The following is a 25,576-nucleotide window of genomic DNA, read 5'->3' as shown; positions in this document are numbered from 1 at the left end:
GTGAGTCAAACAGTCATTCGGCAGCGTATGGGTCTATCAAGCATCAGGCTCCTGGTGGTTGCACTTGCCTTTGGCACGTTGGTGACGGGTTGCTCCAGCACTTCCTCCTCTTCCAGCGGCGCACGGGTGGTTGATCGCAACAATGCTGCGCCCAAGCGTCCCGCAGTCACCTCCGGCCAGTACGTGGTGCGTCCGGGTGACACGCTGTTCTCCATCGCCTTCCGCTATGGCTGGGACTACAAGTCGCTGGCCGCGCGCAACGGTATCGAAGCGCCCTATACCATCCGCCCTGGCCAGGCGATCCGCTTCGACGAGCCGTCCTCCGGTTCTTCCCGCGTGGTGACATCCACTTCACCATCGAGCAAGACCACGATCACCCGACGGCCGGCTGGCACTCCGCCACCACCGAAAAGTACTAATACCGCAAGCACAGCGCCGGTGGTCACGCCGTCCACCGCGCCGACGCAAGTGCCCGCCGCAGAGCGTTCGAGCGGTGGTTGGGCATGGCCTGCCAATGGTGTCCTGATTGGAAAATTCGCTTCAAACGGTAGTTTGAATAAAGGCATTGATATCGCCGGGGATTTGGGACAGCCTGTTTTTGCTGCCTCTGATGGTTCAGTGGTGTACGCCGGTAGTGGCTTGCGGGGCTACGGTGAACTCGTAATCATCAAGCACAACGAAACCTACGTGAGTGCCTACGGTCATAACCGCAGGCTTTTGGTTCGGGAGGGACAGCAAGTCAAGGTAGGGCAGACAATTGCCGAAATGGGGTCCACGGGCACCGATCGGGTGAAGCTTCACTTTGAGATTCGCCGACTGGGTAAGCCGGTAGACCCGTTGCAGTTCCTGCCAAACCGTTGATTGTTGGTTCCGGCCTGTTCCTTGGCGTAATGGGGACAGGCTCAAGCGATGCCATGGATAAGGTACGCTCGAGTCTGAGTTCGAACTCAGCAAAGGACTATAACAATGGCTCTCAGTAAAGAAGTGCCGGAGTTTGACATCGACGATGAAGTTCTCCTGATGGAGACTGGCATCGTTTTGGAAACGGATGTGGTGTCAGACGAACCTGCTGTACCTTCGGTTCGGACAAGGGCCAGGCAGGGCTCTTCGCTAAAACAGCACAAGTACATCGATTACACCCGAGCACTTGATGCGACTCAGCTTTATCTCAATGAAATCGGTTTCTCTCCTCTGCTGACGCCTGAAGAGGAAGTCTATTTTGCGCGTCTGTCGCAAAGTGGCGATCCGGCCGGCCGCAAGCGGATGATCGAGAGCAACCTGCGCTTGGTGGTGAAGATCGCCCGGCGCTACGTGAATCGCGGTCTTTCCCTGCTCGACCTGATCGAAGAGGGCAATCTGGGTCTGATCCGGGCAGTCGAGAAGTTCGATCCGGAACGGGGCTTCCGCTTCTCCACTTATGCGACCTGGTGGATCCGGCAGACCATCGAGCGGGCGATCATGAACCAGACCCGCACCATCCGCCTGCCGATTCACGTGGTCAAGGAGCTGAACGTCTACTTGCGCGCGGCTCGCGAGTTGACCCAGAAGCTCGATCACGAGCCTTCCCCTGAAGAAATCGCCAACCTGCTGGAAAAGCCGGTTTCCGAAGTCAAGCGCATGCTCGGGCTGAACGAGCGGGTGTCTTCGGTGGACGTGTCCCTCGGGCCGGACTCCGACAAGACCCTGCTCGATACCTTGACCGACGACCGCCCTACCGATCCTTGCGAGCTGTTGCAGGACGACGACCTTTCCCAGAGCATCGACCAATGGCTGAGCGAACTGACCGACAAGCAGCGTGAGGTGGTTATCCGCCGTTTCGGGCTGCGTGGCCACGAGAGCAGTACGCTGGAAGACGTTGGCCTTGAGATCGGCCTGACCCGCGAGCGGGTGCGTCAGATCCAGGTCGAGGGGCTCAAGCGCTTGCGCGAGATCCTGGAGAAAAACGGCCTGTCCAGCGAGTCGCTGTTTCAATAATTAAAACCATCAGCCTTGCAAGAAAACGCCCCGGCCCGTCCGGGGCGTTTTCGTTTGGGTATTAGGACATAAGGCAATTCTGTCGGCTATGAGTCTTTTGATGTAAGCAATTGCTTACGTGATCTGTAAGCCAATGCAGCGAATGCAGGTAATTTTCGCTCGTTCTTGTCGTCGAATTTTCTATAAGACATTGAAATAAAAGGGTTTTGTGTTTTGTTTCGACAACCCTCATGTCTTTTTTTGAGAGCCATTGCCAGTTGCGACAAGCGTGGCACGCGTTAATATCTGTCCTGTGTCTACGGACTGACACAGGTTTTCAACGGATGAAGACCAAGGACATCGCAGGATGCGATTCATCAGGATGATGATAGGGAATACAGGGACTACGGAAAAAATGTGGGCGGGTCAAACCGCCCCTTTTTTTTGCCCGGTGAAAATGAAAAAAGGCCCGTGAGGGCCTTTTTTATTGATCATGTCGCGAGTCGTGACTCAGCGCTCCAGATCCTTGATCTTGCCTTTGACGCCGTCGAATTCCTCGGCCTCTGGCAATGCATCTTTCTTCTCGGTGATGTTCGGCCAGATTTCCGCCAGCTCGGCGTTCAGCTCGATGAATTCCTGCATGTCATCAGGAACCTCATCTTCCGAGAAAATGGCTTGGGCAGGGCATTCAGGCTCGCACAGCGCACAGTCGATGCACTCATCCGGGTGAATGACCAGGAAGTTCGGGCCTTCGTAGAAGCAGTCCACCGGACAGACTTCTACGCAGTCGGTGTACTTGCACTTGATGCAGTTGTCGGTGACGACGAAGGTCATTTCTAATTCTCTCCTCAGGCGACGGCAGCGGTGCCCTTCCAGTCAGGGCCGCTCGGTTTGTCAGGTTCGCGGCGAGCCAGGCTAATAACTCGACGCTCCGCCAAACCGCGCGGGATTCTAACAGCTTGTAAGGCTGCGCGTTATAACAGAGTCTTCAGTTCATAGAGCATTTCGATAGCTTGACGTGGCGTCATGTTGTCCAGGTCGAGCTTGCCGATCTTCTCTATGGCCGGGTGCGGCAGGCTGGCGAACATGTCGCTCTGGTGCGGCACGGCTGGCGCACTGCGACTACTGGTCGCGGGCTTCGGCACTTCGTGAGGCAGGCTGGAAGTCTCCAGGCGACCCAGGTGCTCCCGCGCACGCTGGATGACCGCCGCCGGCACGCCTGCCAGTTGCGCCACCGCCAGGCCGTAGCTCTGGCTGGCCGGTCCAGGCAGCACATGGTGAAGGAAGACGATGCGTTCGTTGTGCTCGGTAGCATTGAGATGAACGTTGGCTACCAGTGGTTCACTCTCCGGCAGCACGGTCAGCTCGAAGTAGTGCGTGGCGAACAGCGTATAGGCGCGCAACTGGGCCAGGCGCTCGGCGGCGGCCCAGGCCAGCGACAGGCCGTCGAAGGTACTGGTGCCGCGGCCTACCTCGTCCATCAGCACCAGGCTGCGGTCGGTGGCGTTGTGCAGGATGTTGGCGGTTTCGCTCATTTCCACCATGAAGGTGGAGCGGCCGCCGGCCAGGTCGTCGCTGGACCCGATGCGGGTGAAGATGCGGTCCACCAGCGACAGCTGGCAGCTCGCTGCCGGCACGTAGCTGCCGATATGGGCCAGTAGCACGATCAGCGCGGTCTGGCGCATGTAGGTGGACTTACCGCCCATGTTCGGACCAGTGATGATCAGCATGCGCGTGCTGTCGTCGAGGGACAGGTCGTTGGCCACGAACGGGCTGGTCAGGACCTGCTCGACCACCGGGTGACGGCCTTGCTCGATCTGCATGCACGGCTCGTCGACGAAGGTCGGGCAGTTCAGGTCGAGGGTCAGGGCGCGTTCGGCCATGTTGCTCAGCACGTCCAGTTCGGACAGCGCAGCGGCAGTGTCCTGCAGCGGCGCCAGGTGACTGATCAGGGTTTCCAGCAGGGCGTCGTAGAGCATCTTTTCCCGGGCCAGGGCACGGCTCTTGGCCGACAGCGCCTTGTCCTCGAAGGTTTTCAGCTCCGGGGTGATGAAGCGCTCGGCGCCTTTCAGGGTCTGCCGGCGGATATAGTCGACCGGTGCCTGTTCGGCCTGCTTGCTCGGCAACTCGATGAAATAGCCGTGGACGCGGTTGTAGCCGACCTTGAGGTTGGCCAGGCCGGTGCGGGCCTTTTCCCGGGCTTCCAGGTCGATGAGGAACTGGCCGGCGTTCTCGCTGATCGACAGCAGTTCGTCCAGTTCGGCGTCGTAACCGGTTTTCAGTACGCCGCCGTCACGGATCACGGCGGGCGGGTTGTCGATGATGGCCTTTTCCAGCAGGTCGGCCAGTTCCGGATAGGTGCCGGCGATGGCGGCGAGGCGCGCCAGGTGCGGTGCCTCCAGCTCGGCCATGGCGTTCTGCAGCTCGGGCAGGGCACCGAGGGCATCGCGCAGGCGCGCCAGGTCCCGTGGACGGGCGTTGCGCAGGCCGATTCGGGCGAGGATCCGCTCGATATCGCCGATGTCCTTCAGTTGCGGCTGCAGGCGCTCGAATCGATAGTTGTCGAGCAGGCAGCGGATCGAACCCTGGCGTGCCTGCAATACCTTCAGGTCGCGCAGCGGGCGGTTCAGCCAGCGGGTCAGCAAGCGGCTGCCCATGGCGGTCTGGCAACGGTCGATCACCGATTGCAGGGTGTTGTCGCGCCCCCCGGCCAGGTTGACGTCCAGCTCCAGGTTGCGACGGCTGGCACCGTCGAGGATGACCGTGTCGTCCAGGCGCTCATGCTTGAGGCTGCGCAGGTGCGGCAGCGAGGTACGCTGGGTTTCCTTGGCGTAGGCCAGCAGGCAGCCGGCTGCGCCGATAGCCAGGGTCAGCTTGTCGCAGCCGAAGCCCTTGAGGTCCTGGGTCGCGAACTGCTGGCACAGGCTCTTGCGCGCCGAGTCGCGGTCGAAATCCCACGGGGCGCGGCGGCGCGAGCCGCGGCGTTTCTCGGCGGGCAGGCCCAGGGGCCAGTCGTCCGGGATCAGCAGCTCGACCGGGTTGGTCCGCTCCAGCTCGGCCAGCAGGTTTTCCCAGCCCTTGAGCTCCTGCACGGTGAAGTTGCCGCTGGTGATGTCCAGCACCGCAAGGCCGAACAGGCGTTCGTCGCCGAGCACTGCAGCGATCAGGTTGTCGCGACGCTCGTCCAGCAGCGCCTCGTCACTGATCGTGCCCGGGGTGATGATGCGCACCACCTGGCGTTCCACTGGCCCCTTGCTGGTGGCCGGGTCGCCGATCTGTTCGCAGATCACTACCGATTCGCCCAGCTTCACCAGCTTGGCCAGATAGCCTTCGAGCGAGTGGAAGGGGATACCGCACATGGGAATCGACTGGCCCGCCGACTGACCGCGGGCGGTCAGGGTGATATCCAGCAGTTTCGCTGCCTTCTTCGCATCTTCGTAGAAGATCTCGTAGAAGTCGCCCATGCGGTAGAACATCAGCTGGTCCGGATGCTGGTTCTTCAGCTTCCAGTACTGCTGCATCATCGGAGTGTGTGCGGAAAGATCAGACATTCAAGGCCTTGGAGCTGGGTGTCTTGGAGATGGTATGAAACGGCTAATGGTACAGGGATTTTTTCTCGGGCGCTGAGGCCGGGAGCTGACGGCTGCCTGTGGATCGTTGCCGCGCTATTCCATTTCTATCGGATAAATGCATATTTGCAATTGCATTTGCTTACGACCGCGAGCAGTATGCACTCCATGCAAAAGCGCAACGTAGCCTCAGTCCTCAAATCACTGCTGGATCGCCACGGGATCTCCGCCACGGAGCTGCACCGGCGAACCGGCGTGCCCCAATCCACCCTGTCGCGGATCCTCGGCGAGAAGATCGTCGATCCGTCGGACAAGCATGTGTCGAAGATCGCCGAGTACTTCGGCGTGAGCACCGATCAGTTGCGCGGCCGCGTCGAGCTGGGCGAAAGCCGCGCAGGCGAGCCGCTGCCCGGGCATGACGAATTGCGTGATATCAGCCTGTGGGACGATGAAACCCCCGTCGAGGACGACGAGGTGTCCGTTCCCTTTCTTCGTGAGGTCGAGTTGGCAGCAGGATCAGGAAGATTCGTCATCGAGGAAAGCGAGCGCGCCCGCCTGCGTTTCGGCAAGCGCAGCCTGCGCCATAACGGTGTGCAGTTCGACCAGGCCAAATGCGTGACGGTACGTGGCAACAGTATGTTCCCGGTGCTGCGCGACGGTGCGACGGTGGGTGTGAACACGGGCAAGTGCTCGATCGGCGACATCATCGATGGCGATCTCTACGCCATCAATCACAATGGCCAGTTGCGTGTGAAGCAACTCTATCGCCTGCCCACCGGCATTCGCCTGCGCAGCTTCAATCGCGACGAGCATCCCGACGAAGACTACAGCTTCCAGCAGATGCAGGAAGAGCAGATCGCCATCCTCGGCCATGTGTTCTGGTGGGGCATGTACGCCCGCTAGGTCATTCCATCGATCATTGAAAAACCCGCCTCGGCGGGTTTTTTTTCGCCTTCATGAAATCGCTCCGCACCAATGCCTGCAAGGCTTTCATGCATCTGTGCAAATCCGCCAATGCAAATTTTTCCAAAAATGCATTGACTGTATATGCATCTATGCATAAAGTTCGTTCCAAGCCGGTCAGACACCGGCGGCGAGAAAGGCAGCGATGAACAGGCCTCGACTGTTCAGAGGGTTGGCAACTGACCCGGGTGTGCAGCGTAAAGCACCAAGAGCAGTTATCCGGCGGGCAGGTGGCCGCGGCCGGAGGAACAATCTGAAGCGGAGACGTCCAGCGCACCAGTCGTGGCGGGCGTTTCAACGACGCATTACTGAAGAGCCCAGGCCTGGCCCCGGGCTCTTTGGAATGCCGAGTGATCCCTCGGTCCCAAATGGCCCATCGCCAGGCGGGGAGTACAAAAGGAGGCAGGACCGTGACAAGCGAGCAACAGACGTTGCTGGAAATGCCGATCTGGCTGGTGATCGTCCTGGCGTTGCTGGGTGGGGTTTCCGGCGAGATGTGGCGAGCGGACAAGGCAGGCGCCCGTGGCGCAGCCTTGTTGAGACGACTGGCACTGCGCTCGGGGGCCTGCATGGTCTGCGGCGTATCCACCATGATGCTGCTGTATGCCAGCGGCCTTTCGATCTGGGCGGCCAGCGCCTTGGGATGCCTGACCGCCGTAGGCGGCGCGGACATCACCATGGGCCTGTACGAACGCTGGGCGACCAAGCGCCTGGGCCTGGGCAATGACAGCAAGGAGAGATCATGACCGACCTCAGCGGATTGCATCAGGCCATCAGCGCAGCCATCGAGACGGCGATACCGCAACTCGCCACCGTCGGCAGCTATGCCGCCGTGCAGCAGGAAACGGCGCTGCCAGCGCTGTTCCACGGCATCGTCGGGCTGAAGCCCGGTGTCGATCCGGGTGATGGGCATTCCCGTGTGGTCGCGACGTTCGAGGCGCGTATCAGCACAGACGGCGATCGCCCCCAGGCGACACTGGAAGCCATCACCCTGGCCGCGCAACTGATGGTGCTGTTGCGCAAGCAGTACTGGAACATCGATTTCGTCGAGGAGGCCCAGGGCGTCCAGGCCTTGCCGTCGAGCACGGCCGCCACCACCTGGACGGTGCAATGGGAACAGGTCCTGCACCTGGGCGAGGTGCAATGGCCATGGCCGAACCAGCCACCGGGTTCGTTGGTGCTGGCCTTTGATCCCGATTCCGGCCCCGGGCACGAAAGCGACTACAGGGCGCCGGAGGATTTCGCATGAGCTACGCCAGCGCTATGCATGACCGCATGATCGCCGGCCTGCTGATTCCCTGTCGTGTAGTGGCGGTCGACCTGGCCGCTGCCCGTGTACGAGTCTCCGATGGCGCCGGCTGGACCAGCGCCTGGGTCCGCTGGCACAGCCAGGCCGCCGGCAAGGCTCGACACTGGCGGGCGCCGAGCCTGGACGAGCAGGGCATGCTCATCAGCCCCAGCGGCGAACCGGCCCAGGGCACCTTCGTCCCGGGCCTGTATGGCAACGCCGGCAATCCGCCGGACAATCGCGAGCATGTCGAAACCTGGCGCTTCGACGACGGTGGCTCGCTGGTCTACGACTGGCAGGCCAGCAGCTACAGCATCGAACTGCCAGGCGGAACCATCAACCTGAAAGTCGGCGGCACCACGCTGACTGCCACCCCCGACACCATCACCCTGACCTCTGGCAGCCTGACCTTGAATGGCCCGGTGCAGATCAACGGTGCATTGCAGGTGACCGGGGATATCCATGGCGGCGGAGCGATCATCGATACGGCCGGGAACACGCCAAATCACAAGCACTGAAACCAGCCCGCCAACGCGGGCTTTTTTATGCCAAGGAGAACGCCATGGCATTTTCAAACGACAAGCCCGGCCCCGGTGGCGCCGAAGGAGCAGCGCCATGATCGGCATGGACCGCCACACCGGCCAGCCACTCTCCGGCATCGCCCACCTGCGCCAGTCCATCGAGGACATCCTCGGCACCCCGCTAGGCAGCCGGCGCATGCGCCCGGACTACGGCAGCAAGCTGCGCCGCTTCGTCGACCTGCCCGTCAACGAGGGCTGGAAAAGCGCGGTGCAGGCCGAGGTGGCGCGGGCCCTGGTGCGCTGGGAACCGCGCCTGAAACTGCAACGCGTCCGGGTAACGGCGGTGGTGGACGGGCAGATCAGCCTGCAACTCACCGGGCAGTACCTGGGCGACAGCCAGATCCTGGAGGTGACGGCATGAGTATTGTGGACCTCTCGGCGCTGCCCGCGCCGCAGGTACTGGAAGACCTCGATTTCGAGGAGATCTACCAGGCTGACCTGACGACCTTCATATCGCACATGGGCGATGGCTGGAACGCGCCGCTGGAAAGCGACCCGGTGACCAAGCTGCTGGAAGTCGGTGCCTATCGCACCCTGCTCAACCGGGCACGGGTCAACGACGCCGCCAAGGCGCTGTTGCTGGCCTATGCCAAGGGCAGCGACCTGGATCAACTGGCGGCCAACGTGCAACTGCGCCGCCTGGTGGTACGGGCCGCCGACCCGAATGCGGTTCCACCGGTCGAGCAGGTGCTCGAAGAAGACGATGCCCTGCGTGAGCGGGTCGAACTCGTCTACGAGGGCCTGACCACCGCAGGACCGCGCAACAGCTACATCCTCCATGCCCGCAATGCTTCCGGGCAGGTGGCCGATGCCACGGCGGAAAGTCCTTCGCCGGCGACGGTGGATGTCACCGTGCTGAGCTTCGACGACCCGGGCGTCGCCAGTTCCGAATTGCTGGCGCAAGTCGCGACGTATCTGAACGATGACGAAGTGCGTCCGGTGGCCGATCGCGTGACGGTGCGTAGCGCCGAGATCCTCGAATATCGCATCGACGCGGTGCTGCACATGGCCGGCAACGGCCCGGAGAACGAAGCGACCGTGGCCGAGTGCCGACGGCGTTTGCAGGCCTGGATCAATCCACGCCGACGCCTGGGCGTGGAAGTGGCTCGTTCGGCGATCGATGCACAGCTGCACATCAGCGGTGTCGGCCGGGTTGAACTGCTCGACTGGCAGGACATCCGTCCGACCAAGGGGCAGGCGGCCTGGTGCAGCGAGTTCTCCGTAACCGTGGGAGGCTGACATGACCAGCCTCCTGCCACTCAACAGCACCCTGCTGGAACGGGCTGTCGAGGCTGCGGTGACGGAAGTGCCGGAAATTCCATTGCGCACCTTGTACAACCCCGACACCTGTCCTTCCCATCTCCTGCACCAGTTGGCGCTGGCCTGGTCGGTGGACCGCTGGGACGAGAACTGGCCGGATGCGGTCAAGCGTTCGGTTATCCGGAGTTCGTTCCAGGTCCATGCCCGCAAGGGCACTCTCGGCGCCTTGCGGCGGGTGGTCGAACCCTTCGGCTATCTCATCGAAGTCGCCGAATGGTTCAACACCGTCCCGCCGGGCGTGCCCGGCACCTTCGCGCTGAAGATCGGTGTGTCCGAGTCGGGCATCAGCGAAGAAACCTACGACGAACTCACCGCGCTGATCGACGACGCGCGTCCGGTCAGCCGTCACCTCGTTGGCCTTGCCATCACCCTCGACAGCAACGGCTTCCTGCGTCATGGCCTGGGCCTGAGCGAAGGTGACGAGATCGACATCTACCCGCCTGCCTCACGCGACATCGAGGTGCGCGGCAACCTTGGCCGTAAGGGCCATGACCATCAAATCGAAACCCTGGACGTTTACTCATGACTGACCAGAACAGCCAGTTCTTCGCGATCCTCACCGCGGTGGGGGAGGCCAAGCAGGCCAACGCGAACGCCTTGGGCGTGCCCTGGACCTTCGCCCAGATGGGCGTGGGCGACGCCAACAATACCGAGCCGGTGCCCTCGCGCACCCAGACCAGACTGATCAACGAGCGCCGTCGTGCGCCGCTGAACCAGCTCACGGTCGATCCGAAGGACGCCAGCATCATCATCGCCGAGCAGGTGATCCCGCCGGATGTCGGCGGCTGGTGGATCCGCGAGATCGGCCTCTACGACACGGCCGGTGACCTGGTGGCCGTGGCCAACTGCGCACCGAGCTACAAGCCGCTGCTGGCACAGGGCACCGGCAAGACCCAGGTGGTGCGCCTGAACCTGGTGGTGAGCAGCAGCGCCAATGTGCAACTGAAGATCGACCCGGCGGTGGTGCTGGCGACGCGGGAGTATGTCGACAGCTCGATCATCAGCGTGCTGCCGAAGAACAAAGCTGCCGGGACCTATACCAAGGTGCGGATCAATGATCGTGGTGTTGTGCAGGAGGGTTCGAATCCGACGACGCTGGCGGGCTATGGCATTACCGATGCACTGCCCATGACCAATCCGCTGCCCAATGGCAGCCTGGATTTGCACGGGGCCAACTACGCGTTCGTGACGGCGATCAACGAATCGGCTTTTGGACAGAATTGCTACTTCGATGGCACTAATTGGCGCCGGCACGATGTCAGCCTCCCTGCGATCTCCTTGTCGTTATCGAATAACAAACTGGCGGTACGGCGTGCTGCTGCCGGGGCCAATCCCGTCGTGTGGAGCTCGACTGCGGTGATGCTCGACACTTCAAACGCGGGGGGGCTGCTTTCCCAGGCTCGCGCGGTGGAGGGGCGCATCAGTGCCATTCCAGAAACACGCTTCATCTCGACGAGCCCTGGTACCGAGGATAGGCCAGAGGGCATCAACTACGCAGCAGGTGTGCATATCACTTGGGGAGGCGGTGAGCAATGCATCGACTTCCTGGGGGCACTCAACGCGCAGGAAGAGTTCTTCGTGCGGACTTGCTATCAGGGCGCTGGCACCTTCCGCAAGCTCTGGACGGAGGCGAACTTCACCCCGGCGCTCAAGGCCAACCTCGTCAGTCCGACGTTTACCGGTATCCCTCGAGTACCGACCGCGGCTGCCGGGACCGTGACCGACCAGGCGGCCAGTACCGAATTCGTGCAGAAGGCCCTGGGCAACCTGACGGGCGAGCCGACAGTGCTGGGGGCAAATACCGTACTCACGTCTGCGCAAGCGGGTGGGCTGTTCATTGTCGGCGGAGCCTACCAGACCACGCTGCCGGCATTGTCGAGCGTGCCAGCCGGTTCGGCCTTCCATTTCCTGTTTACCGGCTCCGGCGCAATGCTCAAGGGCAGCGGTGCGGAAGGCATTCAGGGGATCACGGGAGGCAACCAGTATTTGCCGTTTATTGGGGAGAAAGTCACCCTTGTTAAGCGCAGTAACGCTTGGTATCTGGCCGGCGGGGGCCTCGGTGCCGAAGCGTTTTTCTGCAGCATGGGGGCCAGTGGCTACCAAAAATTTCCCAGCGGCATGATTCTGCAGTGGGGTGATACCGCGGCGGCGACCGGTGCCGATCAGCTGCATACCTTGCCCATCGCGTTTCCAAACAGTTTTCGCAAGATTTTCATTACCCAGGGCTATACCGCCGGCAGTGGTTCGATGGGCTATGCGAGTGCGGGAGTTTCCACGTTGGGCGCATTCACCTGGCGTGGTAGCACCATCAACAACGGTTTTCAGTTCTTTGCCCTCGGCTCTTAGCCGGGCGGCTCGCCGAGGAGGCATGTGTGACCATCTATTCCAGCAGGTCGACCTGCAGCTTTTACGATGACGCCATCAACCCTGAGCTGCCGGGCGATGCTGTCGAGATCAGTTTTGAGCTGCATGTCGTGCTTCGAGCAGGGCAGGAGCAGGGCAAGCTGATCGACTTTGACGAAGAGCCCCCGGTGCTGCGGGATCCGCCACCACTGAGTTCCGAGCAGCGGGCAGTCATTGAGCGCGCGTGGCGCGACGGCCAGTTGGCCGCCACCGACCCCATCATTACCCGGCACCGCGACGAGCGGGACATGACCCGGCCGACGAGCCTGGCCGATGCTCAGTTTGTCGAGCTGCAGGGCTACCGCCAGGAACTGCGCGACTGGCCGGCCGGAGGCATGTTTCCTCTGCCGGAACAGCGCCCGGCGCCGCCGGTCTGGCTAGCCGAACATTTGCAATAGAGTCCTGTACCTGTCGAGGCTTTTTCTGCCCGGCATTCACCCCTGAGGGCCCCGCATTGACGGGGCCTTCTCATTTCTGGAGCAATACCTATGAGTGGATTCTTCCACGGCGTTACCGTCACCAACGTCGACACCGGCTCGCGCAGTATCGCGCTGCCGTCTTCTTCCATCATCGGCCTGGTCGACACCTTCACCGCAGTCGACAACGTCACCGTCAAGGCCAACGACCTGGTGCTGATCACCAGCGAACGCGAAGCCGTCGCCGCATTCGGCGCCGATGCTGCGATCACCAAATCCTGCCAGGCCATCTTCGCCCGGGCCAAGGCGGTCATCGTCGCCTGCGGCGTGGCCAAGCTGACCGACGCCGCCGAGCAGACTTCGGCGATCATCGGCGGCGTCGAGGCCGACGGCAAGCGTACCGGCCTGCAGGCGCTGCTCGACGGCAAGAGCCGTTTCAACGCCCAGCCTCGCCTGCTGGTCACCCCGAAACACAGCGCCACCCAGGCCGTCGGCACCGCCCTGGTGGCCCTGGCCGACAAGCTGCGCGGCCTGGCCATCATCGACGGTCCCGGCACCACCGACGAGGCCGCGCTGGCCTACGCGGAAAACTTCGGCGCCAAGCGCGCCTTCATGGTCGACCCGGGCGTGCAGTACTGGGATACCGGCACCAACGCCACCGTCGACGCCCCGGCCTCGGCCTGGGTCGCCGGCCTGTTCGCCTGGACCGATAGCGAGTACGGCTTCTGGGCCTCGCCATCGAACAAGGAGTTCGTCGGCATCACCGGTACCACCCGTGCGGTGGAGTTCCTCGATGGCGACGAGAGCTGCCGCGCCAACCTGCTGAACAACGCCAACATCACCACCATCATCCGCGACGACGGCTTCCGCCTGTGGGGCAACCGCACCCTGTCCAGCGATCCGAAGTGGGCCTTCGTCACCCGCGTGCGGACCCTGGACATCGTCATGGACGCGATCCTCTACGGCCACAAGTGGGCGGTCGACCGCTCGATCACCGCGACCTACGTCAAGGACGTGACCGAGGGCCTGGAAAACTTCATGCGCGACCTGAAGGCCCAGGGCGCAATCATCAATTTCGAAGTGTATGCCGACGCCGAGCTCAACACCGCCAGCCAGCTGGAGCAGGGCAAGGTGTACTGGAACATCCGCTTCACCGACGTCCCACCTGCTGAAAACCCCAACTTCCGTGTCGAGGTCACCAACCAGTGGTTGACCGAAGTCCTCGACCAGGCCGCTTAAGGAGCAACAACACATGGCAATGATTCCGCAAACCCTGGCCAACCTGAACCTGTTCGTCGATGGCGTCAGCTTCCAGGGCAACGTCAGCAGCCTGACCCTGCCGAAACTGGCGGTCAAACTCGCCGAGCAGCGCTTCGGCGGCATGGATACCCCGGTCGATATCGATCAGGGAATGGACAAGATGAGCGCCGAGTTCTCCACCGCGGGCGTGCGCCCGGAGTCGCTGAAGTTCTTCGGCCTGGCCGACAACTCGGCCTTCAACGGCACCTTCCGTGGTGCCTTCAAGGGCCTGAAAGGCGCGATCACCCCCGTGGTGGTCACCTTGCGTGGTGCCCTGACCGCAGTGGAGATGGGCGAGTGGAAGACCGCCGGCGAAAGCGCGGTCAAGCACACCGTTTCCCTGACCTACTACAAGCTCGAGATCGATGGTCGGCTGATGTACGAGATCGACCCGCTGGGCATGAAGCGGGTGATCAACGGCGTTGACCAGCTCGCTGCGCAACGTACCGCCCTGGGCCTCTGAGACAAGGACAAGCTCGTATGAAGCAAGCAACGAAAGTACCCGCCTGGCTGACCGTCAGCGCGGATCGTGTGGTGGTCAGGCTGAGCCGTGCCAGCGAGGCCAACGGCGTGCAGGTCGACAGCCTGGCGCTGCGTGCCCCGACCGTGCGCGACCTGCGTGCCGCGCAGTCGGGCAGTGCCGACGACGAAACCCGGGAACTGAACCTGTTCGCCTCCCTCGCCGAAGTCGGCGTCAAGGACCTGGAGGGGCTTGCCCTGAAGGACTACAGCCGGCTGCAGACGGGCTATTTTCGCCTGGTGCAAGACGACGAGCTTTGATCCCTCAAGGCAGAAGGCGGCAGCGAAGCGGCTCGCGAAAGAGCTGAACTTCTCTGCCGCCGAGATCATGACCATGTCGTACGCCGACATGGTCTGGTGGCTCACCGAGTGAGCCGGGTTTGCGCGCAGGGAGGACGATATGGCGGGCGAACTGAGAGTTGAAATGATAATCGGAGGTGCAGTCGATCCGACGTTGGGGCAAGCGTTCAGCCAGATCGTGCAGCAGATCGCCCAGCAGGTCGATCAGGTGGAGTCGCTGGCCTTGCGAATTGGCGATGCCTTGCGGTTGACGACCCAGAGTGCCTTGCCCCTGGCCACGGCGTTCCAGACGGCGAACCACATCGCCGTGGAGTCGGCGGGGAAATGGCAGGCGGCGCTGGATGACATCGCCAGGAAGCTGTCCGGGCAACTGGACCTGCTGTCTGCGTTGACCAAGGCATACGCCGACCTAGGCAAAGCGGCAGGGGGCATTCGCTCACCTGCCGTTGCTCAACCGTCGGAGAAAGACTCGGCCCGTGAAAAGATCACCGATGCTTCGCAGACCCTAGTGAAGTCGGCGAGCAGTTCTGTCGATCGGTACGCGCACTATGAAGGGATCGTCACCAAGCTGGTTCGCCAGGGAGAGACAGACCCGAGCAAGTGGGAGGAGAAAAAGGCCGCGGTCGAGGCCGAGATCGGCAGGATGATGTATGCCACGAGCCTGGGCCGGACCGAGGCGGCCAGCCAGCTCTGGGGCATGTACGACGCCGGGATGACGCTTGACGCTAGCGTGTCCCAAGGCCGTCTGGCCGCGCGATTCAGCGACGGCCAGCAAGTGGACGAGCGCGTTACTTCAGGGTTGTTCCGCACGCTGACCACCAATGGGGTGTCGGGCGAGCAACTCGAGAACGTCCTGAACAGCATGATCGACAAGTCCGGCAATTTCGGGGTTGGCAATACGGCAGAGGCCGTTACGCGCTTGCTGCCGGCGCTGGGAGGTGGTCCGGAAGATGTTGCTCGACTGGTGGCGATTCTCCAGCAGGAGGCGGAGAAAACCGGCAACCCCGTTGAGGTCATGAGTGCGGCGCGGGCGCGTTTTCTTGAGTACAAGCAGGCAGGAGGCAGCCAGGCCGCCGATCTTCAGCAGTATGGGCAAAAGTACATGCCCACGACTTCCGTTGCTCCGGACCATATCCAGTCCCGGCTGGAGGACCGCAAGCAAACGCTGGAGTGGCAACAGAAGGAGCGTGAATCTTCCAGCGAGCGATTGTCGGTGGGGATAGGCGGTGCTCTGGCGCCGATCTATTCGACCTGGACCAACGTCATGACCCAGGCCACCAATCTGCTTGGCGTTGTCGTCGAGAAATTGAGCGGGGTGGTCACGGTGCTGGGCGGGGTTGTGGTAGGTGCTGCCGCCCTGGTGACCGGTTATGCGGCTTTCGCCAAGGGCAAGTTGCTGCTGGATGCGGGCAAGGCGGTTTTGGGGCCACAAGGCAAAGTCCTGACTGAAGCCTGGAAGCGAAGCGATGTTCCAGGCTCTTCGACTGGAGCCTGGGCGCGTGTCAAGCAGGCCGCCAGGACGGTCGACTCGTTTGTGCCGGATGGGCTGCGTCCCACGAAGGCAAGCAAGTGGGGTGGGGGCATTGCAGGGGCGATAGGCGGCGCATTCATGGCTGCCGAGACGTTCGAGAACGCAGAGACTGGCCGGGAAAAGGCCGAGGGCTATGGTGAGGCCGCCGGGACGGTGGTGGGTACCGTGCTGGGCGGATTCCTCGGTCCGGTGGGAGCGATTGCCGGTAGTTATGTCGGTGCTGTCGTCGGCAAGAGCGTTGGCCGAAAGATCAATGAGTACTGGGGGGATGACGGCAAGAAGAACCCCGAGAATGCAGATCCGTCTTCGTCGGAAGCGAGCGTGGCCGGTACGCCTCAGTTGGGGGCTGCGGCCAAGGAAGCCGGCGGCGGTCCATCCATTCCTGCGGTCCAGCAGCCCACGGACCGTGAGCCCGGCGACGCGGTGCGGGCCACGGGAAGTACACCTGCAGAGCGGCCTGCGTCGCAAACGCCCGGCGCCGGTAGCGGGCAACCGGGTGCTGCCTTTGGCGGCCAGTCTGCTCCCGCTGCCCTGCAGTTGGCAGGCCGCGAGCCCGGCGAAGTTGTCCGGTCCATGGCCACTTCCACGGCAACGCCTGCTTTACCGGCAACCGTTGGTCCCACCAACGCGACGATCACCAACACCACGTCCCAGCAATTCTCGGTTTCGCCCAGCATCTCGATCAACGTCCAGGGCATCGTCACCGACCCTGCGGAGCTCGCTCGCGTCCTCGAACCGGAGGTGCAGAGGATGTTTGCCGGGTTGGCCACCCGGGCCAATACAGGCGGCGAGATCTACGACACCACCAACCAGCTATATGGCTATGCCTGAGGAGAGTCCATGGCCTACATGGAATCAATGCAATCCAGCCTGCGCTCGCTGGCAGCGGCGGGCGAAGCCGGGCGGCGCAGCGCCGATGAAATGCTGGGGCCCTTGAATGGCGCCGTCAGCGATATCACCGGTGCGGCTACCGAGCTGGAAAACCTGCCCTTCGTGGGCGAAGTCATCGGCAAGAAGCTCCAGCGCACGATGCGCGCCATCGAGGTGGCGCAGTCGACGGTAGGCATGGTTGCCGCGAAGTACAACCAGGCCGTGTCGGTGATCGGGGAGGTCGAAAGCCGCCTGGAGACCTTTTCCGAACAGGCGGGCAAGGCGGCTACGGCGATCAACCGTATCGCCGGCAAGATCAGCCCGTCACTGGGCTCGATCCTGCCGACCGGCGCTTTCGCCCCGCAGACCACGCCCGCCGAGGAGGCGGTCAAACCCTACCCCCACCTGATGATCCTGCAACCGCTGCAGGCCGCTCAGGGGGCGTTCTACTTCAACCTCGACACGCTGGCCTTCAATCAACTGAAGCGGACCAAGGCCTATACCTGGGCCGCGCAGGAGCGTCTGTCGCGCAGCAAGGCGCAACAGGCGGTCGGCCTGGGTGACGACAAGATCACCCTTGATGGCGTGGTCTTTCCCTCGTTCCGGGCCGGCCTCGACCAGTTGCAGAACTTGCGCAGCATCGCCGGGCAACTCAAGCCGCTGACCTTGAGCACGGGCTACGGCGAGGTCCTGGGCAACTGGTGCCTGACCAGCATCACCGAAACCCAGGAGGCGCTCATGGCAGGCGGTATCCCCGGAAGACAAACCTTCACCTTGGAGCTCGTGAGTTATGGCGACGATATGCCGAACGTCTGACGGCGATCTGCTCGACACCCTGTGCCAGCACTACTACGGCCACTTGAAGGGCAGCGTCGAAGCCGTGCTGGATGCCAACCAGGGGCTGGCCGATGAGGACCAGCCGTTTCGCGCCGGGGTGCTGATCAGGCTGCCGGTGTTGTCCGTGATCTCCGATGCCACGGTGCTCCTGTGGGACTGATCGACCGCTTGCATTTCCAGGCCCCGCCCAGCGCGGGGCCTGTCTTTTCTGGAGCCTGAACATGCAACCTGTGTTTCGCATCATCGCCGATGGCAAGGACATCACCGCGCTGATCAACGATCGTGTGCTGCTGTTGCGCACGACCGACAAGACCGGCATGGAGTCCGACGATTTCGAATTGAAACTCGACGACCGCGACAGCGCCCTGGCCTTGCCGGCACGCGGCGCCCTGCTTGAAGTGTTTCTCGGCTACGCGGGCGAAGAGCTGACCCGGCTGGGCCGCTACACGGTGGACCAGATCGATCTCTCCGGCCCTGCCTCGACCATGGAGATTCGCGGCAAGGCCGCCGACATGCGCGGCACCGGCAAGACCATCCGCAGTGACAGCTGGGAGAACGTGCCACTGCAGCAGATCGTCCGAGATATCGCCGCGCGCAATGGCTGGCAGCCACAGTGTCCGGTGACGACGGTCATCCCGCGTGTCGACCAGCGTGACGAATCGGACTTCAACTTCCTGACCCGCATCGCCATCCAGTACGGCTGCACCGCGAAGATTGCCGACGGTGTGCTGCTGGTGCTGCCACGCCAGGGCGGCAAGAGTGCCAGTGGCCAGGCACTGGGGGTGGTCAGCATCGGTCTGCGGGATGTCCGGCGCTGGAAGTTCCACCTGCAGGACCGTGGCACGGTCAAGGCGGTCAAGGCGCGTCATCAGGACCCGGCGACCGGCCAGCAGAAGGTGGTGCAGACGGAAAACCAGAACGGCCCGCCGGATGTCAGCGCGGTGTTCACGATGCGCCATGTCTACCCCAACCAGTCGGCCGCGGAGCAGGCTGCCAAGGCGCGCCTGGAGGCCTTCAAGCGCAGCACCGCCACGGTGTACCTGGAAATGGCCGGGCGTACCGACCTGTTCGCCGAGCGCATGCTCAATATCCAGGGCTTCAAGGACGGCCTCGACGGCGACTACCTCATCGACAACGTTACCCAGACCTTCACTGCCAGCGGCTGGGACACCACCGTCCAGTGCAACGGCACCAACCAGGGCAAGTCCACGGCGAAGACGCAGAAAACCAGGCAAACCAAACCGCTCAAGGCCGGGCAAAGCGAGGGCACGAAATGAACCTGACCGAAGCCGAACTGTTTCGCATCTATCCCAACGCCCGCTCCACAGCGGGCGTTTTCGTTGCACCGCTGAATGCCGCCATGGCCCACTGGGCGATCGATACGCCGCGGCGCGTGGCGGCCTTTCTCGCCCAGATCGGCCACGAGTCCGGGCAACTGCGCTACGTCAAGGAGCTGGGCTCCGAGCAATACCTGGCGCGTTACGACACCGGCAACCTGGCCCTGCGCCTGGGCAACTCCCCGGAGGCTGACGGTGACGGCCAGCTGTATTGCGGCCGTGGCCTGATCCAGGTCACCGGGCGCAACAACTATCGCGCCTGCAGCATGGCGTTGTTCGACGACGAGCGTTTGCTGGCGCGCCCGCAGATGCTCGAAGAACCACAGTGGGCCACCGAGTCGGCGGCCTGGTTCTGGCATTCGCGAGGGCTCAACCAGTTGGCGGATCGCGGCGAATTCAATCGCATCACCCGGCATATCAATGGCGGGCTGAACGGTCTCGAAGACCGCCTCAAACTCTGGGCCCGGGCCCGTGAGGTGCTGTGTTGAGCCGCCTGCGGATCGCCGCCCTGGCGCTGTTGGTACTGGCAGCCTGTGCGCTGACCTGGCAGGTCCAGGCGTGGCGTCATGGGCGGCAGGTTGCGCTGCGTGAAGAGGCGTATGCCCGCGAGCGCCAGCAACTGGCGGAGAACGCCACGGCGCAGTTGCAGGATGAACGACAGCAGCGGCTGGCGCTGGAGCAGCGCCTGCAGGCTGTCGACCAGACCCATTACCAGGAGCTTATCGATGCTCAACAGACTCAAGCCCGTCTGCGTGACCGGTTGGCTACTGCTGACCTGCGGTTGTCAGTCCTCCTCGCCAGCGACGCCGTCGCTCCCGCTGTGCCTGCCGCCGCCGGCACCGGCAGCGTGGTTCATGACCCCGCGCGAGCCCGACTTGACCCGGCGCATGCTCGACGAATTGTCGCCATCGTCGACGACGGCGACCAGGGACTGATCGCCCTGCGCGCCTGCCAGGCCTACGTGCGCGCGCTGCGCTTCTGAGTGGTGTAGGGTAGGCGGCAGTTTTTCCAAGGAGCTCGCCATGGACCCGATCACTGTGCTTTCCGCCCGCCTGGGGGAACATCTGCGTCGTTTCAATGCCCAAGTGACCACCGCCGAATCCTGCACCGGTGGTGGCATCGCTGAAGCCATCACCCGCATCCCCGGCAGTTCGGCCTGGTTCGAGGCGGGCTACGTGACCTATTCCAATGCGCAGAAGACTCGCCAGTTGCAGGTGCCGGAGGCGCTGTTCGGCCAGGTCGGCGCGGTCAGCCAGGAGGTGGTCGAGGCCATGGTGCGTGGCGCCCAGGCCGCCAGCGGTGCGCGTTTCGCCGTGGCGGTGAGCGGCGTCGCCGGCCCCGATGGCGGCTCGCCGGCCAAGCCGGTGGGTACCGTGTGGCTGGCCTGGGGCGACGGCAGCCATGTCAGCAGCGAACGGCGGCAGTTCGACGGCGACCGCGAGGCCGTACGCCGACAAACGGTAATCGCCGCGCTAGAGGGCTTGTTACACCTTGGTGCGGAGTAATTCACGAATCGGGGGTAGGCGGAAATAATTCCCTGTGGAATAATACTGGCTACTTATACAGTTGTTTCTGGCCGTCAGGCCCTATCGATTACGTGAGGACTTCAATGGACGACAACAAGAAGCGTGCCTTGGCTGCGGCCCTGGGTCAGATCGAACGTCAATTCGGTAAAGGCGCGGTCATGCGCATGGGCGACCATGAGCGCCAGGCGATCCCGGCCATCTCCACCGGCTCGCTGGGCCTGGACATCGCCCTCGGCATCGGCGGCCTGCCAAAAGGCCGTATCGTCGAGATCTACGGTCCGGAATCGTCCGGTAAAACCACCCTGACCCTGTCCGTCATCGCCCAGGCGCAGAAAATGGGCGCCACCTGCGCCTTCGTCGACGCCGAGCACGCGCTGGATCCCGAGTACGCCGGCAAGCTGGGCGTGAACGTCGACGACCTGCTGGTCTCGCAGCCGGACACCGGCGAGCAGGCCCTGGAAATCACCGACATGCTGGTGCGCTCCAACGCCGTCGACGTAATCATCGTCGACTCCGTGGCCGCCCTGGTGCCCAAGGCCGAGATCGAAGGCGAAATGGGCGACATGCACGTGGGCCTGCAGGCCCGCCTGATGTCCCAGGCCCTGCGCAAGATTACCGGCAACATCAAGAACGCCAACTGCCTGGTCATCTTCATCAACCAGATCCGCATGAAGATCGGCGTGATGTTCGGCAGCCCGGAAACCACCACCGGTGGTAACGCGCTGAAGTTCTACGCCTCGGTTCGCCTGGACATCCGTCGTACCGGCGCGGTGAAGGAAGGCGACGAGGTGGTCGGCAGCGAAACCCGCGTCAAGATCGTCAAGAACAAGGTCGCGCCGCCGTTCCGCCAGGCCGAGTTCCAGATCCTCTACGGCAAGGGCATCTACCGCAACGGCGAAATCATCGACCTGGGCGTGTTGCACGGCCTGCTGGAGAAATCCGGTGCCTGGTACAGCTACCAGGGCAGCAAGATCGGTCAGGGCAAGGCCAACTCGGCCAAGTTCCTCGCCGAGAACCCGGAAATCGCCGAGACCCTGGAGAAGCAGATTCGCGAGAAGCTGCTGAGCGCCGGTGCTGTCGACGCCGCCGGCAAAGTGGCTGCACAGAACGAGTCCGCTGAAGACCTGGCCGACGCTGACGCCGACTTCTGATCCCGCCCATGTCCGTCATACTCGACACCCCCGTCGCCGTCAGGCGGACAGCCATGGACCTGCTCGCACGCCGCGAGCACGGTCGCGCCGAGCTGACGCGCAAGTTGCGTCAGCGCGGCGCAACTCCTGAAATGATCGAGCACGAACTCGACCGCCTGGCGGACGAGGGGCTGCTGAGTGAAGCCCGTTATCTTGAAAGCTATATCAGTTCGCGCGCGCGCTCGGGCTATGGCCCGTCGCGGATCCGCGAAGAGCTGACCCAGCGTGGTCTGCCGCGCGGCGACGTGGAGCAGGCCCTGCGAGAAGCCGATATCGACTGGCAGGGGCAGTTGGCGGATGTCTGGCGGCGCAAGTTTGCCGGGCAATTGCCGAGCGACCCGCGCGAGCGCGCCAAGCAGACGCGCTTCCTGGTTTATCGCGGCTATTCGATGGACAAGGTAGGTCGCCTGTTGAGCGGGCGAAATCTGGACGACTGACTTTAGCCAACAGAGGCTGCAAGGCAGCCCCTGATCTGAAGCACTCAAGTGACCTTGAGCGGTTCCCGTACACGTTGTGGCGAGACCGAATTCGCCGAAGACACGACCCGGTTCTCCGGCAGGTTGATGAAGTCCACCAGTTCCCGCAGGCGACCCTGATCACGGCCATTGAAGGCAAACACCAGGCGATGCAGGTGGCTGAACTGGACGTCGTCCTGGTCTTCGCCTGAATAGGCGTGCTGGATGAAGCTTCCGCTCAAGCGCAGATCGGCGAAGGCATCCTGCATATCGAGCAAGGCAGCTTCGTTCAGCGGATGCTGCATGCGAATCACGAACTGGTTCTTCAGCCAGCGGCTGCTGTGGTAGTTGCTGTAGAACTGGTTGATTTCCGCGACGGCCTCGTCGGCACTGTGCACCAGGCGCAGCAGCTTCATGTCGGTGGGCAGGATGTAGCGGTTGTCCTGCAACTGCCGGGTGATGAAGTCCAGCGCGTCCTGCCAGAAGCTGCCGCCGGGAGCATCCAGCAGCACCACCGGGACCAGCGGACTCTTGCCGGTCTGGATCAGGGTCAGGACTTCCAGGGCCTCGTCGAGGGTGCCGAAACCACCCGGGCACAGCACCAGCGCATCGGCTTCCTTGACGAAGAACAGCTTGCGGATAAAGAAGAAGTGGAACGGTAGCAGCTTGTCGGTGCCGTCCACCGTGGCATTGGCGTGTTGTTCGAAGGGCAGGGTGATATTGAAGCCGAGGCTGTTGTCGACGCCGGCACCTTCGTGGGCCGCAGCCATGATTCCGCCACCGGCACCGGTAATCACCATCAGCCCGGAGCGAGCGAGGGCAGCGCCCAGTTCCCGGGCCAGGGCGTAGATCGGATGTTCCACCGGCGTGCGCGCCGAGCCGAATACGGTGACCTTGCGCCGGCCCTTGTACTGCGCCAGCACCCGGAACGCATGATCGAGTTCGCGCAGGGCCTGCAGGGTGATCTTGGCGTTCCAGCGGTTGCTGTCGTCATGGGCCATGCGCAGCACGGTGAGCATCATGTCCCGGTATAGCGGCAGGTTGGGGCTGTTGGCGGCGACCAGGCTCAGTTGCCGGTCGATATGTTCGAGGTCGATACCCTGGTTCTTGAAGTGGCTGGCAAGCAGCTCGTTGGGTAGGTAAGGCATTGAAAACGTCTCCTTTCTGCAGCAAAACCTCAGACCAGGTCTGGATCGGGACCTGGCCGCGACACGATCGGTGTCGCTGGCTGCACAGGCCTGGGCACTAAGCCCCGGCGTTGCAGTAGACCTGAAGAAGGTCTCGTCGCAGTGATGATCTGGATCCCTTGTCTTGTCGTTTTCGGGATGGTTCGCGCGTGGCACGTCGTGGTCGCGGACAGCCTCCTTTGTCTGCCCGGAAGATGAAAGGTACTTGTAATCAATCTAGACCCTGTCGGGTGTTTGCGCTTCGTTGAGCATGTGCGCATAACGTGATGACAGATAATCGTTTTATTCGGTTTCGCGTGAGTTGGCGCGCCACTCGTCAGATCGGATCCAATGTTCGTATCTGTCTGGTTAACTGAGGGTAGTGATACGCGACACAGGGAGGTTGCATATGCAACGTGTCAGTCTTGAGGTCGATAGCCAGCTGTTCCGGCTTCTGCAAAATGCGGCTCGGGCCAACAACCTGAGTATTGAAGAGGAATGCCTGCGTCGGCTGGAAGGCGGCGAGCGACGTTCACGGTATCTGCAGGCGCTGGTCGCGGAGTTGCGCGCCGATGAGGAACAACGGCGCGAAAGCAGTCAATTGATGTAGGCCAGCCCGTTTATTTCTTCTTCTTGCCGTTGATACCGCAGCTCTGGGCGTTGAAGTTCTCCACGGCCACCGGGCGATTGGTCTTGTACTCGGTGAACTGGTAGGTCATCACTGCGCCGCGGGCCATCAGTTGTCGATAGCCGTTGTTGCTGCAGACACTGGCGCCCAACTGGTCGCGGACCTTGTCCGGGTTGGCGCGCATCTGCTGGGCGTGGCTGGCGCGCACGCTCAGGTGATTGATCAGTTGCGGACCCTGGACGGTATAGCCCTGGTCGAGGATGTCCTCGTTGATGGCGCGCGGGGTGCCTGCGCTGCTTTCCCGAGCGACCTTTTCCAGCATCTGGGTCAGTTCGTATTCCTGCTTGGACGCGGCATTGGCGGCAAGCGGCAGGACCAGCAGCAGGCCCAGGGTGGGGGCGATGAAACGCAGCATTCATTTCTCCAGATTCGGTAACTGGCGCTTTGACCTGCATCCGCACGTCGTGTTCCGTCACGAGCACAGTCAGTCGCAACCATCAACAAGTCGGGGATTATAGTGGAGTGGGATATTTCCCTGCACGGCAAAGCGATGTGCCGTACACTCCCGCGCAATTCGCCCCGCCGAGCTTGTGCTGTGCCTTTCTTCTTCCTTTCTCTCTGTAATCCGCCATGAGCCATGCCGTCTCGCGCCTGCGCGCCGAACGTCTGGCCCGCAGCATCAAACCCTTCGTCGCCCGTGGCTCCCGTGCTCCGCGTTGTCCGGAGTGCCGGGTGATCTTCGACTATTGCCTGTGTGCCTGGCGGCCGCAGGTCGTGGCCAACTCGGCGATGTGCCTGCTGATGCACGATACCGAGCCATTGAAACCGACCAATACTGGCTGGCTGATTGCCGATACCATCACTGACACCAGCGCCTTTGGCTGGCAACGCACGGTAGTGGACGAGCAATTGCTGGCGCTGCTCGACCAGCCGCAATGGCAGCCCTACATCGTGTTCCCCGGGGAATTCGTCGAGTCTTCGCGGGTTGTCACTGAAGTCAGGCCGGAAGCGGGCAAGCGCCCGTTGTTCATCCTGCTGGACGCGACGTGGACCGAAGCGCACAAGATGTTCCGCAAGAGTCCCTACCTGGAGCGCTTCCCGGTGCTGAGCCTGGAGCCGGAGCAGATTTCCCGCTACCGCCTGCGCCGTTCCAAGCGCGACGACCACTTCTGCACTGCGGAAGTGGCCGCGATGTGCCTGGAACTGGCCGGTGACCAGGTCGCCGCACAGGCGCTGGATGCCTACCTCGATGTCTTCAGCACCCATTACCTGGGCGCAAAGTTCCAGTTGCCGCTGGACCTCGACGACGCCGTCCATCAGCGCCTCAAGCCCTTCCTATAGTCCAAGGGGCAAGTCTTGCGCTTTGCTTCATAATGATGAACGCGGCGCCGGAACGGGCCGGGACCGAACTTGACCACCCGGTTC

General features: G+C 62.6%; 29 protein-coding genes. 25 read left to right on the top strand and 4 right to left on the bottom strand.

Translation table 11 applies throughout. The features are described from left to right. Both V0R59_RS20105 and rpoS read left to right on the top strand, forming a co-directional pair. On the top strand, positions 1-861 hold the full coding sequence (locus V0R59_RS20105; protein ID WP_330076214.1) for a peptidoglycan DD-metalloendopeptidase family protein: 861 nt from the start codon (positions 1-3) through the stop codon (positions 859-861). A gap of 105 nt (positions 862-966) precedes the next feature. Then, positions 967-1,974: an RNA polymerase sigma factor RpoS gene (rpoS, locus tag V0R59_RS20100; protein ID WP_330076213.1), complete on the top strand. Its 1,008-nt coding sequence runs from the start codon at positions 967-969 to the stop codon at positions 1,972-1,974. A 489-nt stretch (positions 1,975-2,463) separates the two neighbouring features. On the opposite strand, the gene fdxA is transcribed toward rpoS, so the two are convergent. After that, positions 2,464-2,787, bottom strand: a complete 324-nt coding sequence (gene fdxA / locus V0R59_RS20095; RefSeq protein ID WP_042121894.1) for a ferredoxin FdxA — start codon at positions 2,785-2,787, stop codon at positions 2,464-2,466. 140 nt (positions 2,788-2,927) lie between these two features. Continuing rightward, positions 2,928-5,504, bottom strand: coding sequence for a DNA mismatch repair protein MutS (gene mutS / locus V0R59_RS20090; protein ID WP_330076212.1), 2,577 nt, complete (start codon positions 5,502-5,504; stop codon positions 2,928-2,930). Between the two features lie 186 nt (positions 5,505-5,690). On the opposite strand from mutS, the gene V0R59_RS20085 reads away from it, so the two are divergent. From V0R59_RS20085 to recX, 21 genes are all read left to right on the top strand, one after another. Further along, positions 5,691-6,425: a LexA family transcriptional regulator gene (locus V0R59_RS20085; RefSeq protein WP_330076211.1), complete on the top strand. Its 735-nt coding sequence runs from the start codon at positions 5,691-5,693 to the stop codon at positions 6,423-6,425. Between the two features lie 470 nt (positions 6,426-6,895). After that, a complete protein-coding gene (locus V0R59_RS20080) occupies positions 6,896-7,231 on the top strand; it encodes a phage holin family protein (protein WP_330076210.1) in 336 nt (111 codons plus the stop codon). Beyond that, positions 7,228-7,734, top strand: coding sequence for a hypothetical protein (locus tag V0R59_RS20075; protein WP_330076209.1), 507 nt, complete (start codon positions 7,228-7,230; stop codon positions 7,732-7,734). Before V0R59_RS20080 ends, V0R59_RS20075 begins: the two co-directional genes overlap by 4 nt. Further along, positions 7,731-8,291, top strand: coding sequence for a phage baseplate assembly protein V (locus V0R59_RS20070; protein ID WP_330076208.1), 561 nt, complete (start codon positions 7,731-7,733; stop codon positions 8,289-8,291). The genes V0R59_RS20075 and V0R59_RS20070 overlap by 4 nt, the downstream gene beginning before the upstream one ends. A gap of 97 nt (positions 8,292-8,388) precedes the next feature. After that, positions 8,389-8,715, top strand: coding sequence for a GPW/gp25 family protein (locus tag V0R59_RS20065; RefSeq protein WP_330076207.1), 327 nt, complete (start codon positions 8,389-8,391; stop codon positions 8,713-8,715). After that, positions 8,712-9,593, top strand: a complete 882-nt coding sequence (locus tag V0R59_RS20060) for a baseplate J/gp47 family protein (RefSeq protein WP_330076206.1) — start codon at positions 8,712-8,714, stop codon at positions 9,591-9,593. Before V0R59_RS20065 ends, V0R59_RS20060 begins: the two co-directional genes overlap by 4 nt. A gap of 1 nt (position 9,594) precedes the next feature. Continuing rightward, entirely contained in the window at positions 9,595-10,200 is a 606-nt protein-coding gene (locus V0R59_RS20055; RefSeq protein WP_330076205.1) for a phage tail protein I, read from the top strand. After that, the gene (locus V0R59_RS20050; RefSeq protein WP_330076204.1) at positions 10,197-12,020 is read left to right on the top strand and encodes a phage tail protein; all 1,824 of its coding nucleotides are present in this window, start codon (positions 10,197-10,199) and stop codon (positions 12,018-12,020) included. Before V0R59_RS20055 ends, V0R59_RS20050 begins: the two co-directional genes overlap by 4 nt. Positions 12,021-12,046: 26 nt before the next feature. Then, positions 12,047-12,475, top strand: a complete 429-nt coding sequence (locus V0R59_RS20045; RefSeq protein WP_330076203.1) for a tail fiber assembly protein — start codon at positions 12,047-12,049, stop codon at positions 12,473-12,475. A 90-nt stretch (positions 12,476-12,565) separates the two neighbouring features. Next, a complete protein-coding gene (locus V0R59_RS20040; protein ID WP_330076202.1) occupies positions 12,566-13,732 on the top strand; it encodes a phage tail sheath family protein in 1,167 nt (388 codons plus the stop codon). A 13-nt stretch (positions 13,733-13,745) separates the two neighbouring features. Next, on the top strand, positions 13,746-14,255 hold the full coding sequence (locus tag V0R59_RS20035; protein WP_330076201.1) for a phage major tail tube protein: 510 nt from the start codon (positions 13,746-13,748) through the stop codon (positions 14,253-14,255). Positions 14,256-14,272: 17 nt separating this feature from the next. Beyond that, positions 14,273-14,572 carry a phage tail assembly protein gene (locus V0R59_RS20030; protein WP_330076200.1) on the top strand — a complete coding sequence of 100 codons (300 nt, stop codon included), beginning with the start codon at positions 14,273-14,275 and terminating at the stop codon, positions 14,570-14,572. Between the two features lie 139 nt (positions 14,573-14,711). After that, positions 14,712-16,973 (top strand): hypothetical protein, encoded by a 2,262-nt coding sequence (locus V0R59_RS20025; protein WP_330076199.1) that lies wholly within the window; start codon positions 14,712-14,714, stop codon positions 16,971-16,973. Between the two features lie 9 nt (positions 16,974-16,982). Continuing rightward, positions 16,983-17,828 carry a phage tail protein gene (locus tag V0R59_RS20020; protein ID WP_330076198.1) on the top strand — a complete coding sequence of 282 codons (846 nt, stop codon included), beginning with the start codon at positions 16,983-16,985 and terminating at the stop codon, positions 17,826-17,828. Continuing rightward, positions 17,803-18,009, top strand: a complete 207-nt coding sequence (locus tag V0R59_RS20015) for a tail protein X (protein WP_330076197.1) — start codon at positions 17,803-17,805, stop codon at positions 18,007-18,009. The genes V0R59_RS20020 and V0R59_RS20015 overlap by 26 nt, the downstream gene beginning before the upstream one ends. 61 nt (positions 18,010-18,070) lie before the next feature. After that, a complete protein-coding gene (locus V0R59_RS20010; protein ID WP_330076196.1) occupies positions 18,071-19,126 on the top strand; it encodes a phage late control D family protein in 1,056 nt (351 codons plus the stop codon). Beyond that, positions 19,123-19,674: a glycoside hydrolase family 19 protein gene (locus tag V0R59_RS20005; protein WP_330076195.1), complete on the top strand. Its 552-nt coding sequence runs from the start codon at positions 19,123-19,125 to the stop codon at positions 19,672-19,674. The genes V0R59_RS20010 and V0R59_RS20005 overlap by 4 nt, the downstream gene beginning before the upstream one ends. Then, the gene (locus V0R59_RS20000) at positions 19,671-20,168 is read left to right on the top strand and encodes a lysis system i-spanin subunit Rz (protein WP_330076194.1); all 498 of its coding nucleotides are present in this window, start codon (positions 19,671-19,673) and stop codon (positions 20,166-20,168) included. The genes V0R59_RS20005 and V0R59_RS20000 overlap by 4 nt, the downstream gene beginning before the upstream one ends. 40 nt (positions 20,169-20,208) lie before the next feature. After that, the gene (locus tag V0R59_RS19995; RefSeq protein ID WP_330076193.1) at positions 20,209-20,691 is read left to right on the top strand and encodes a CinA family protein; all 483 of its coding nucleotides are present in this window, start codon (positions 20,209-20,211) and stop codon (positions 20,689-20,691) included. Between the two features lie 104 nt (positions 20,692-20,795). Beyond that, positions 20,796-21,863: a recombinase RecA gene (gene recA, locus V0R59_RS19990; protein ID WP_330076192.1), complete on the top strand. Its 1,068-nt coding sequence runs from the start codon at positions 20,796-20,798 to the stop codon at positions 21,861-21,863. Positions 21,864-21,871: 8 nt separating this feature from the next. Further along, the gene (recX, locus tag V0R59_RS19985; RefSeq protein ID WP_330076191.1) at positions 21,872-22,339 is read left to right on the top strand and encodes a recombination regulator RecX; all 468 of its coding nucleotides are present in this window, start codon (positions 21,872-21,874) and stop codon (positions 22,337-22,339) included. Positions 22,340-22,383: 44 nt separating this feature from the next. On the opposite strand, the gene V0R59_RS19980 is transcribed toward recX, so the two are convergent. Continuing rightward, positions 22,384-23,505: an LOG family protein gene (locus tag V0R59_RS19980; protein ID WP_330076190.1), complete on the bottom strand. Its 1,122-nt coding sequence runs from the start codon at positions 23,503-23,505 to the stop codon at positions 22,384-22,386. Between the two features lie 427 nt (positions 23,506-23,932). Here V0R59_RS19980 and V0R59_RS19975 point away from each other — a divergent pair, with 427 nt between their 5' ends. Then, positions 23,933-24,133 (top strand): hypothetical protein, encoded by a 201-nt coding sequence (locus V0R59_RS19975; protein WP_316920812.1) that lies wholly within the window; start codon positions 23,933-23,935, stop codon positions 24,131-24,133. A gap of 10 nt (positions 24,134-24,143) precedes the next feature. Here V0R59_RS19975 and V0R59_RS19970 read toward each other — a convergent pair whose 3' ends face one another. Then, positions 24,144-24,566 carry a quorum-sensing-regulated virulence factor family protein gene (locus tag V0R59_RS19970; protein WP_330076189.1) on the bottom strand — a complete coding sequence of 141 codons (423 nt, stop codon included), beginning with the start codon at positions 24,564-24,566 and terminating at the stop codon, positions 24,144-24,146. A 215-nt stretch (positions 24,567-24,781) separates the two neighbouring features. On the opposite strand from V0R59_RS19970, the gene V0R59_RS19965 reads away from it, so the two are divergent. After that, the gene (locus tag V0R59_RS19965) at positions 24,782-25,492 is read left to right on the top strand and encodes a tRNA-uridine aminocarboxypropyltransferase (RefSeq protein WP_330076188.1); all 711 of its coding nucleotides are present in this window, start codon (positions 24,782-24,784) and stop codon (positions 25,490-25,492) included. Positions 25,493-25,576 lie beyond the last annotated feature (84 nt).

Origin of the sequence: Pseudomonas ulcerans, from assembly GCF_036324125.1 — a bacterium.
GTDB lineage: Bacteria > Pseudomonadota > Gammaproteobacteria > Pseudomonadales > Pseudomonadaceae > Aquipseudomonas > Aquipseudomonas ulcerans.
Note: the sequence above shows the minus strand (reverse complement) of the source record. Positions and strands in the feature narration are given on the sequence as shown.

What these genes read in the sequence shown, in the direction of transcription:
- V0R59_RS19965 (WP_330076188.1), top strand. Translation starts at nt 24,782, where the DNA reads ATGAGCCATGCCGTCTCGCGCCTGCGCGCCGAACGTCTGGCCCGCAGC.
- recA (WP_330076192.1), top strand. Translation starts at nt 20,796, where the DNA reads ATGGACGACAACAAGAAGCGTGCCTTGGCTGCGGCCCTGGGTCAGATC.
- V0R59_RS20050 (WP_330076204.1), top strand. Translation starts at nt 10,197, where the DNA reads ATGACTGACCAGAACAGCCAGTTCTTCGCGATCCTCACCGCGGTGGGG.
- V0R59_RS20035 (WP_330076201.1), top strand. Translation starts at nt 13,746, where the DNA reads ATGGCAATGATTCCGCAAACCCTGGCCAACCTGAACCTGTTCGTCGAT.
- V0R59_RS20005 (WP_330076195.1), top strand. Translation starts at nt 19,123, where the DNA reads ATGAACCTGACCGAAGCCGAACTGTTTCGCATCTATCCCAACGCCCGC.
- V0R59_RS19980 (WP_330076190.1), bottom strand. Translation starts at nt 23,505, where the DNA reads ATGCCTTACCTACCCAACGAGCTGCTTGCCAGCCACTTCAAGAACCAG.
- V0R59_RS20075 (WP_330076209.1), top strand. Translation starts at nt 7,228, where the DNA reads ATGACCGACCTCAGCGGATTGCATCAGGCCATCAGCGCAGCCATCGAG.
- rpoS (WP_330076213.1), top strand. Translation starts at nt 967, where the DNA reads ATGGCTCTCAGTAAAGAAGTGCCGGAGTTTGACATCGACGATGAAGTT.
- V0R59_RS20060 (WP_330076206.1), top strand. Translation starts at nt 8,712, where the DNA reads ATGAGTATTGTGGACCTCTCGGCGCTGCCCGCGCCGCAGGTACTGGAA.
- V0R59_RS20015 (WP_330076197.1), top strand. Translation starts at nt 17,803, where the DNA reads ATGGCGACGATATGCCGAACGTCTGACGGCGATCTGCTCGACACCCTG.
- V0R59_RS20030 (WP_330076200.1), top strand. Translation starts at nt 14,273, where the DNA reads ATGAAGCAAGCAACGAAAGTACCCGCCTGGCTGACCGTCAGCGCGGAT.
- V0R59_RS20040 (WP_330076202.1), top strand. Translation starts at nt 12,566, where the DNA reads ATGAGTGGATTCTTCCACGGCGTTACCGTCACCAACGTCGACACCGGC.
- V0R59_RS19970 (WP_330076189.1), bottom strand. Translation starts at nt 24,566, where the DNA reads ATGCTGCGTTTCATCGCCCCCACCCTGGGCCTGCTGCTGGTCCTGCCG.
- V0R59_RS19975 (WP_316920812.1), top strand. Translation starts at nt 23,933, where the DNA reads ATGCAACGTGTCAGTCTTGAGGTCGATAGCCAGCTGTTCCGGCTTCTG.
- recX (WP_330076191.1), top strand. Translation starts at nt 21,872, where the DNA reads ATGTCCGTCATACTCGACACCCCCGTCGCCGTCAGGCGGACAGCCATG.
- mutS (WP_330076212.1), bottom strand. Translation starts at nt 5,504, where the DNA reads ATGTCTGATCTTTCCGCACACACTCCGATGATGCAGCAGTACTGGAAG.
- V0R59_RS20070 (WP_330076208.1), top strand. Translation starts at nt 7,731, where the DNA reads ATGAGCTACGCCAGCGCTATGCATGACCGCATGATCGCCGGCCTGCTG.
- V0R59_RS20020 (WP_330076198.1), top strand. Translation starts at nt 16,983, where the DNA reads ATGGCCTACATGGAATCAATGCAATCCAGCCTGCGCTCGCTGGCAGCG.
- V0R59_RS20065 (WP_330076207.1), top strand. Translation starts at nt 8,389, where the DNA reads ATGATCGGCATGGACCGCCACACCGGCCAGCCACTCTCCGGCATCGCC.
- V0R59_RS20055 (WP_330076205.1), top strand. Translation starts at nt 9,595, where the DNA reads ATGACCAGCCTCCTGCCACTCAACAGCACCCTGCTGGAACGGGCTGTC.
- V0R59_RS20025 (WP_330076199.1), top strand. Translation starts at nt 14,712, where the DNA reads ATGGCGGGCGAACTGAGAGTTGAAATGATAATCGGAGGTGCAGTCGAT.
- V0R59_RS20010 (WP_330076196.1), top strand. Translation starts at nt 18,071, where the DNA reads ATGCAACCTGTGTTTCGCATCATCGCCGATGGCAAGGACATCACCGCG.
- V0R59_RS19995 (WP_330076193.1), top strand. Translation starts at nt 20,209, where the DNA reads ATGGACCCGATCACTGTGCTTTCCGCCCGCCTGGGGGAACATCTGCGT.
- fdxA (WP_042121894.1), bottom strand. Translation starts at nt 2,787, where the DNA reads ATGACCTTCGTCGTCACCGACAACTGCATCAAGTGCAAGTACACCGAC.
- V0R59_RS20085 (WP_330076211.1), top strand. Translation starts at nt 5,691, where the DNA reads ATGCAAAAGCGCAACGTAGCCTCAGTCCTCAAATCACTGCTGGATCGC.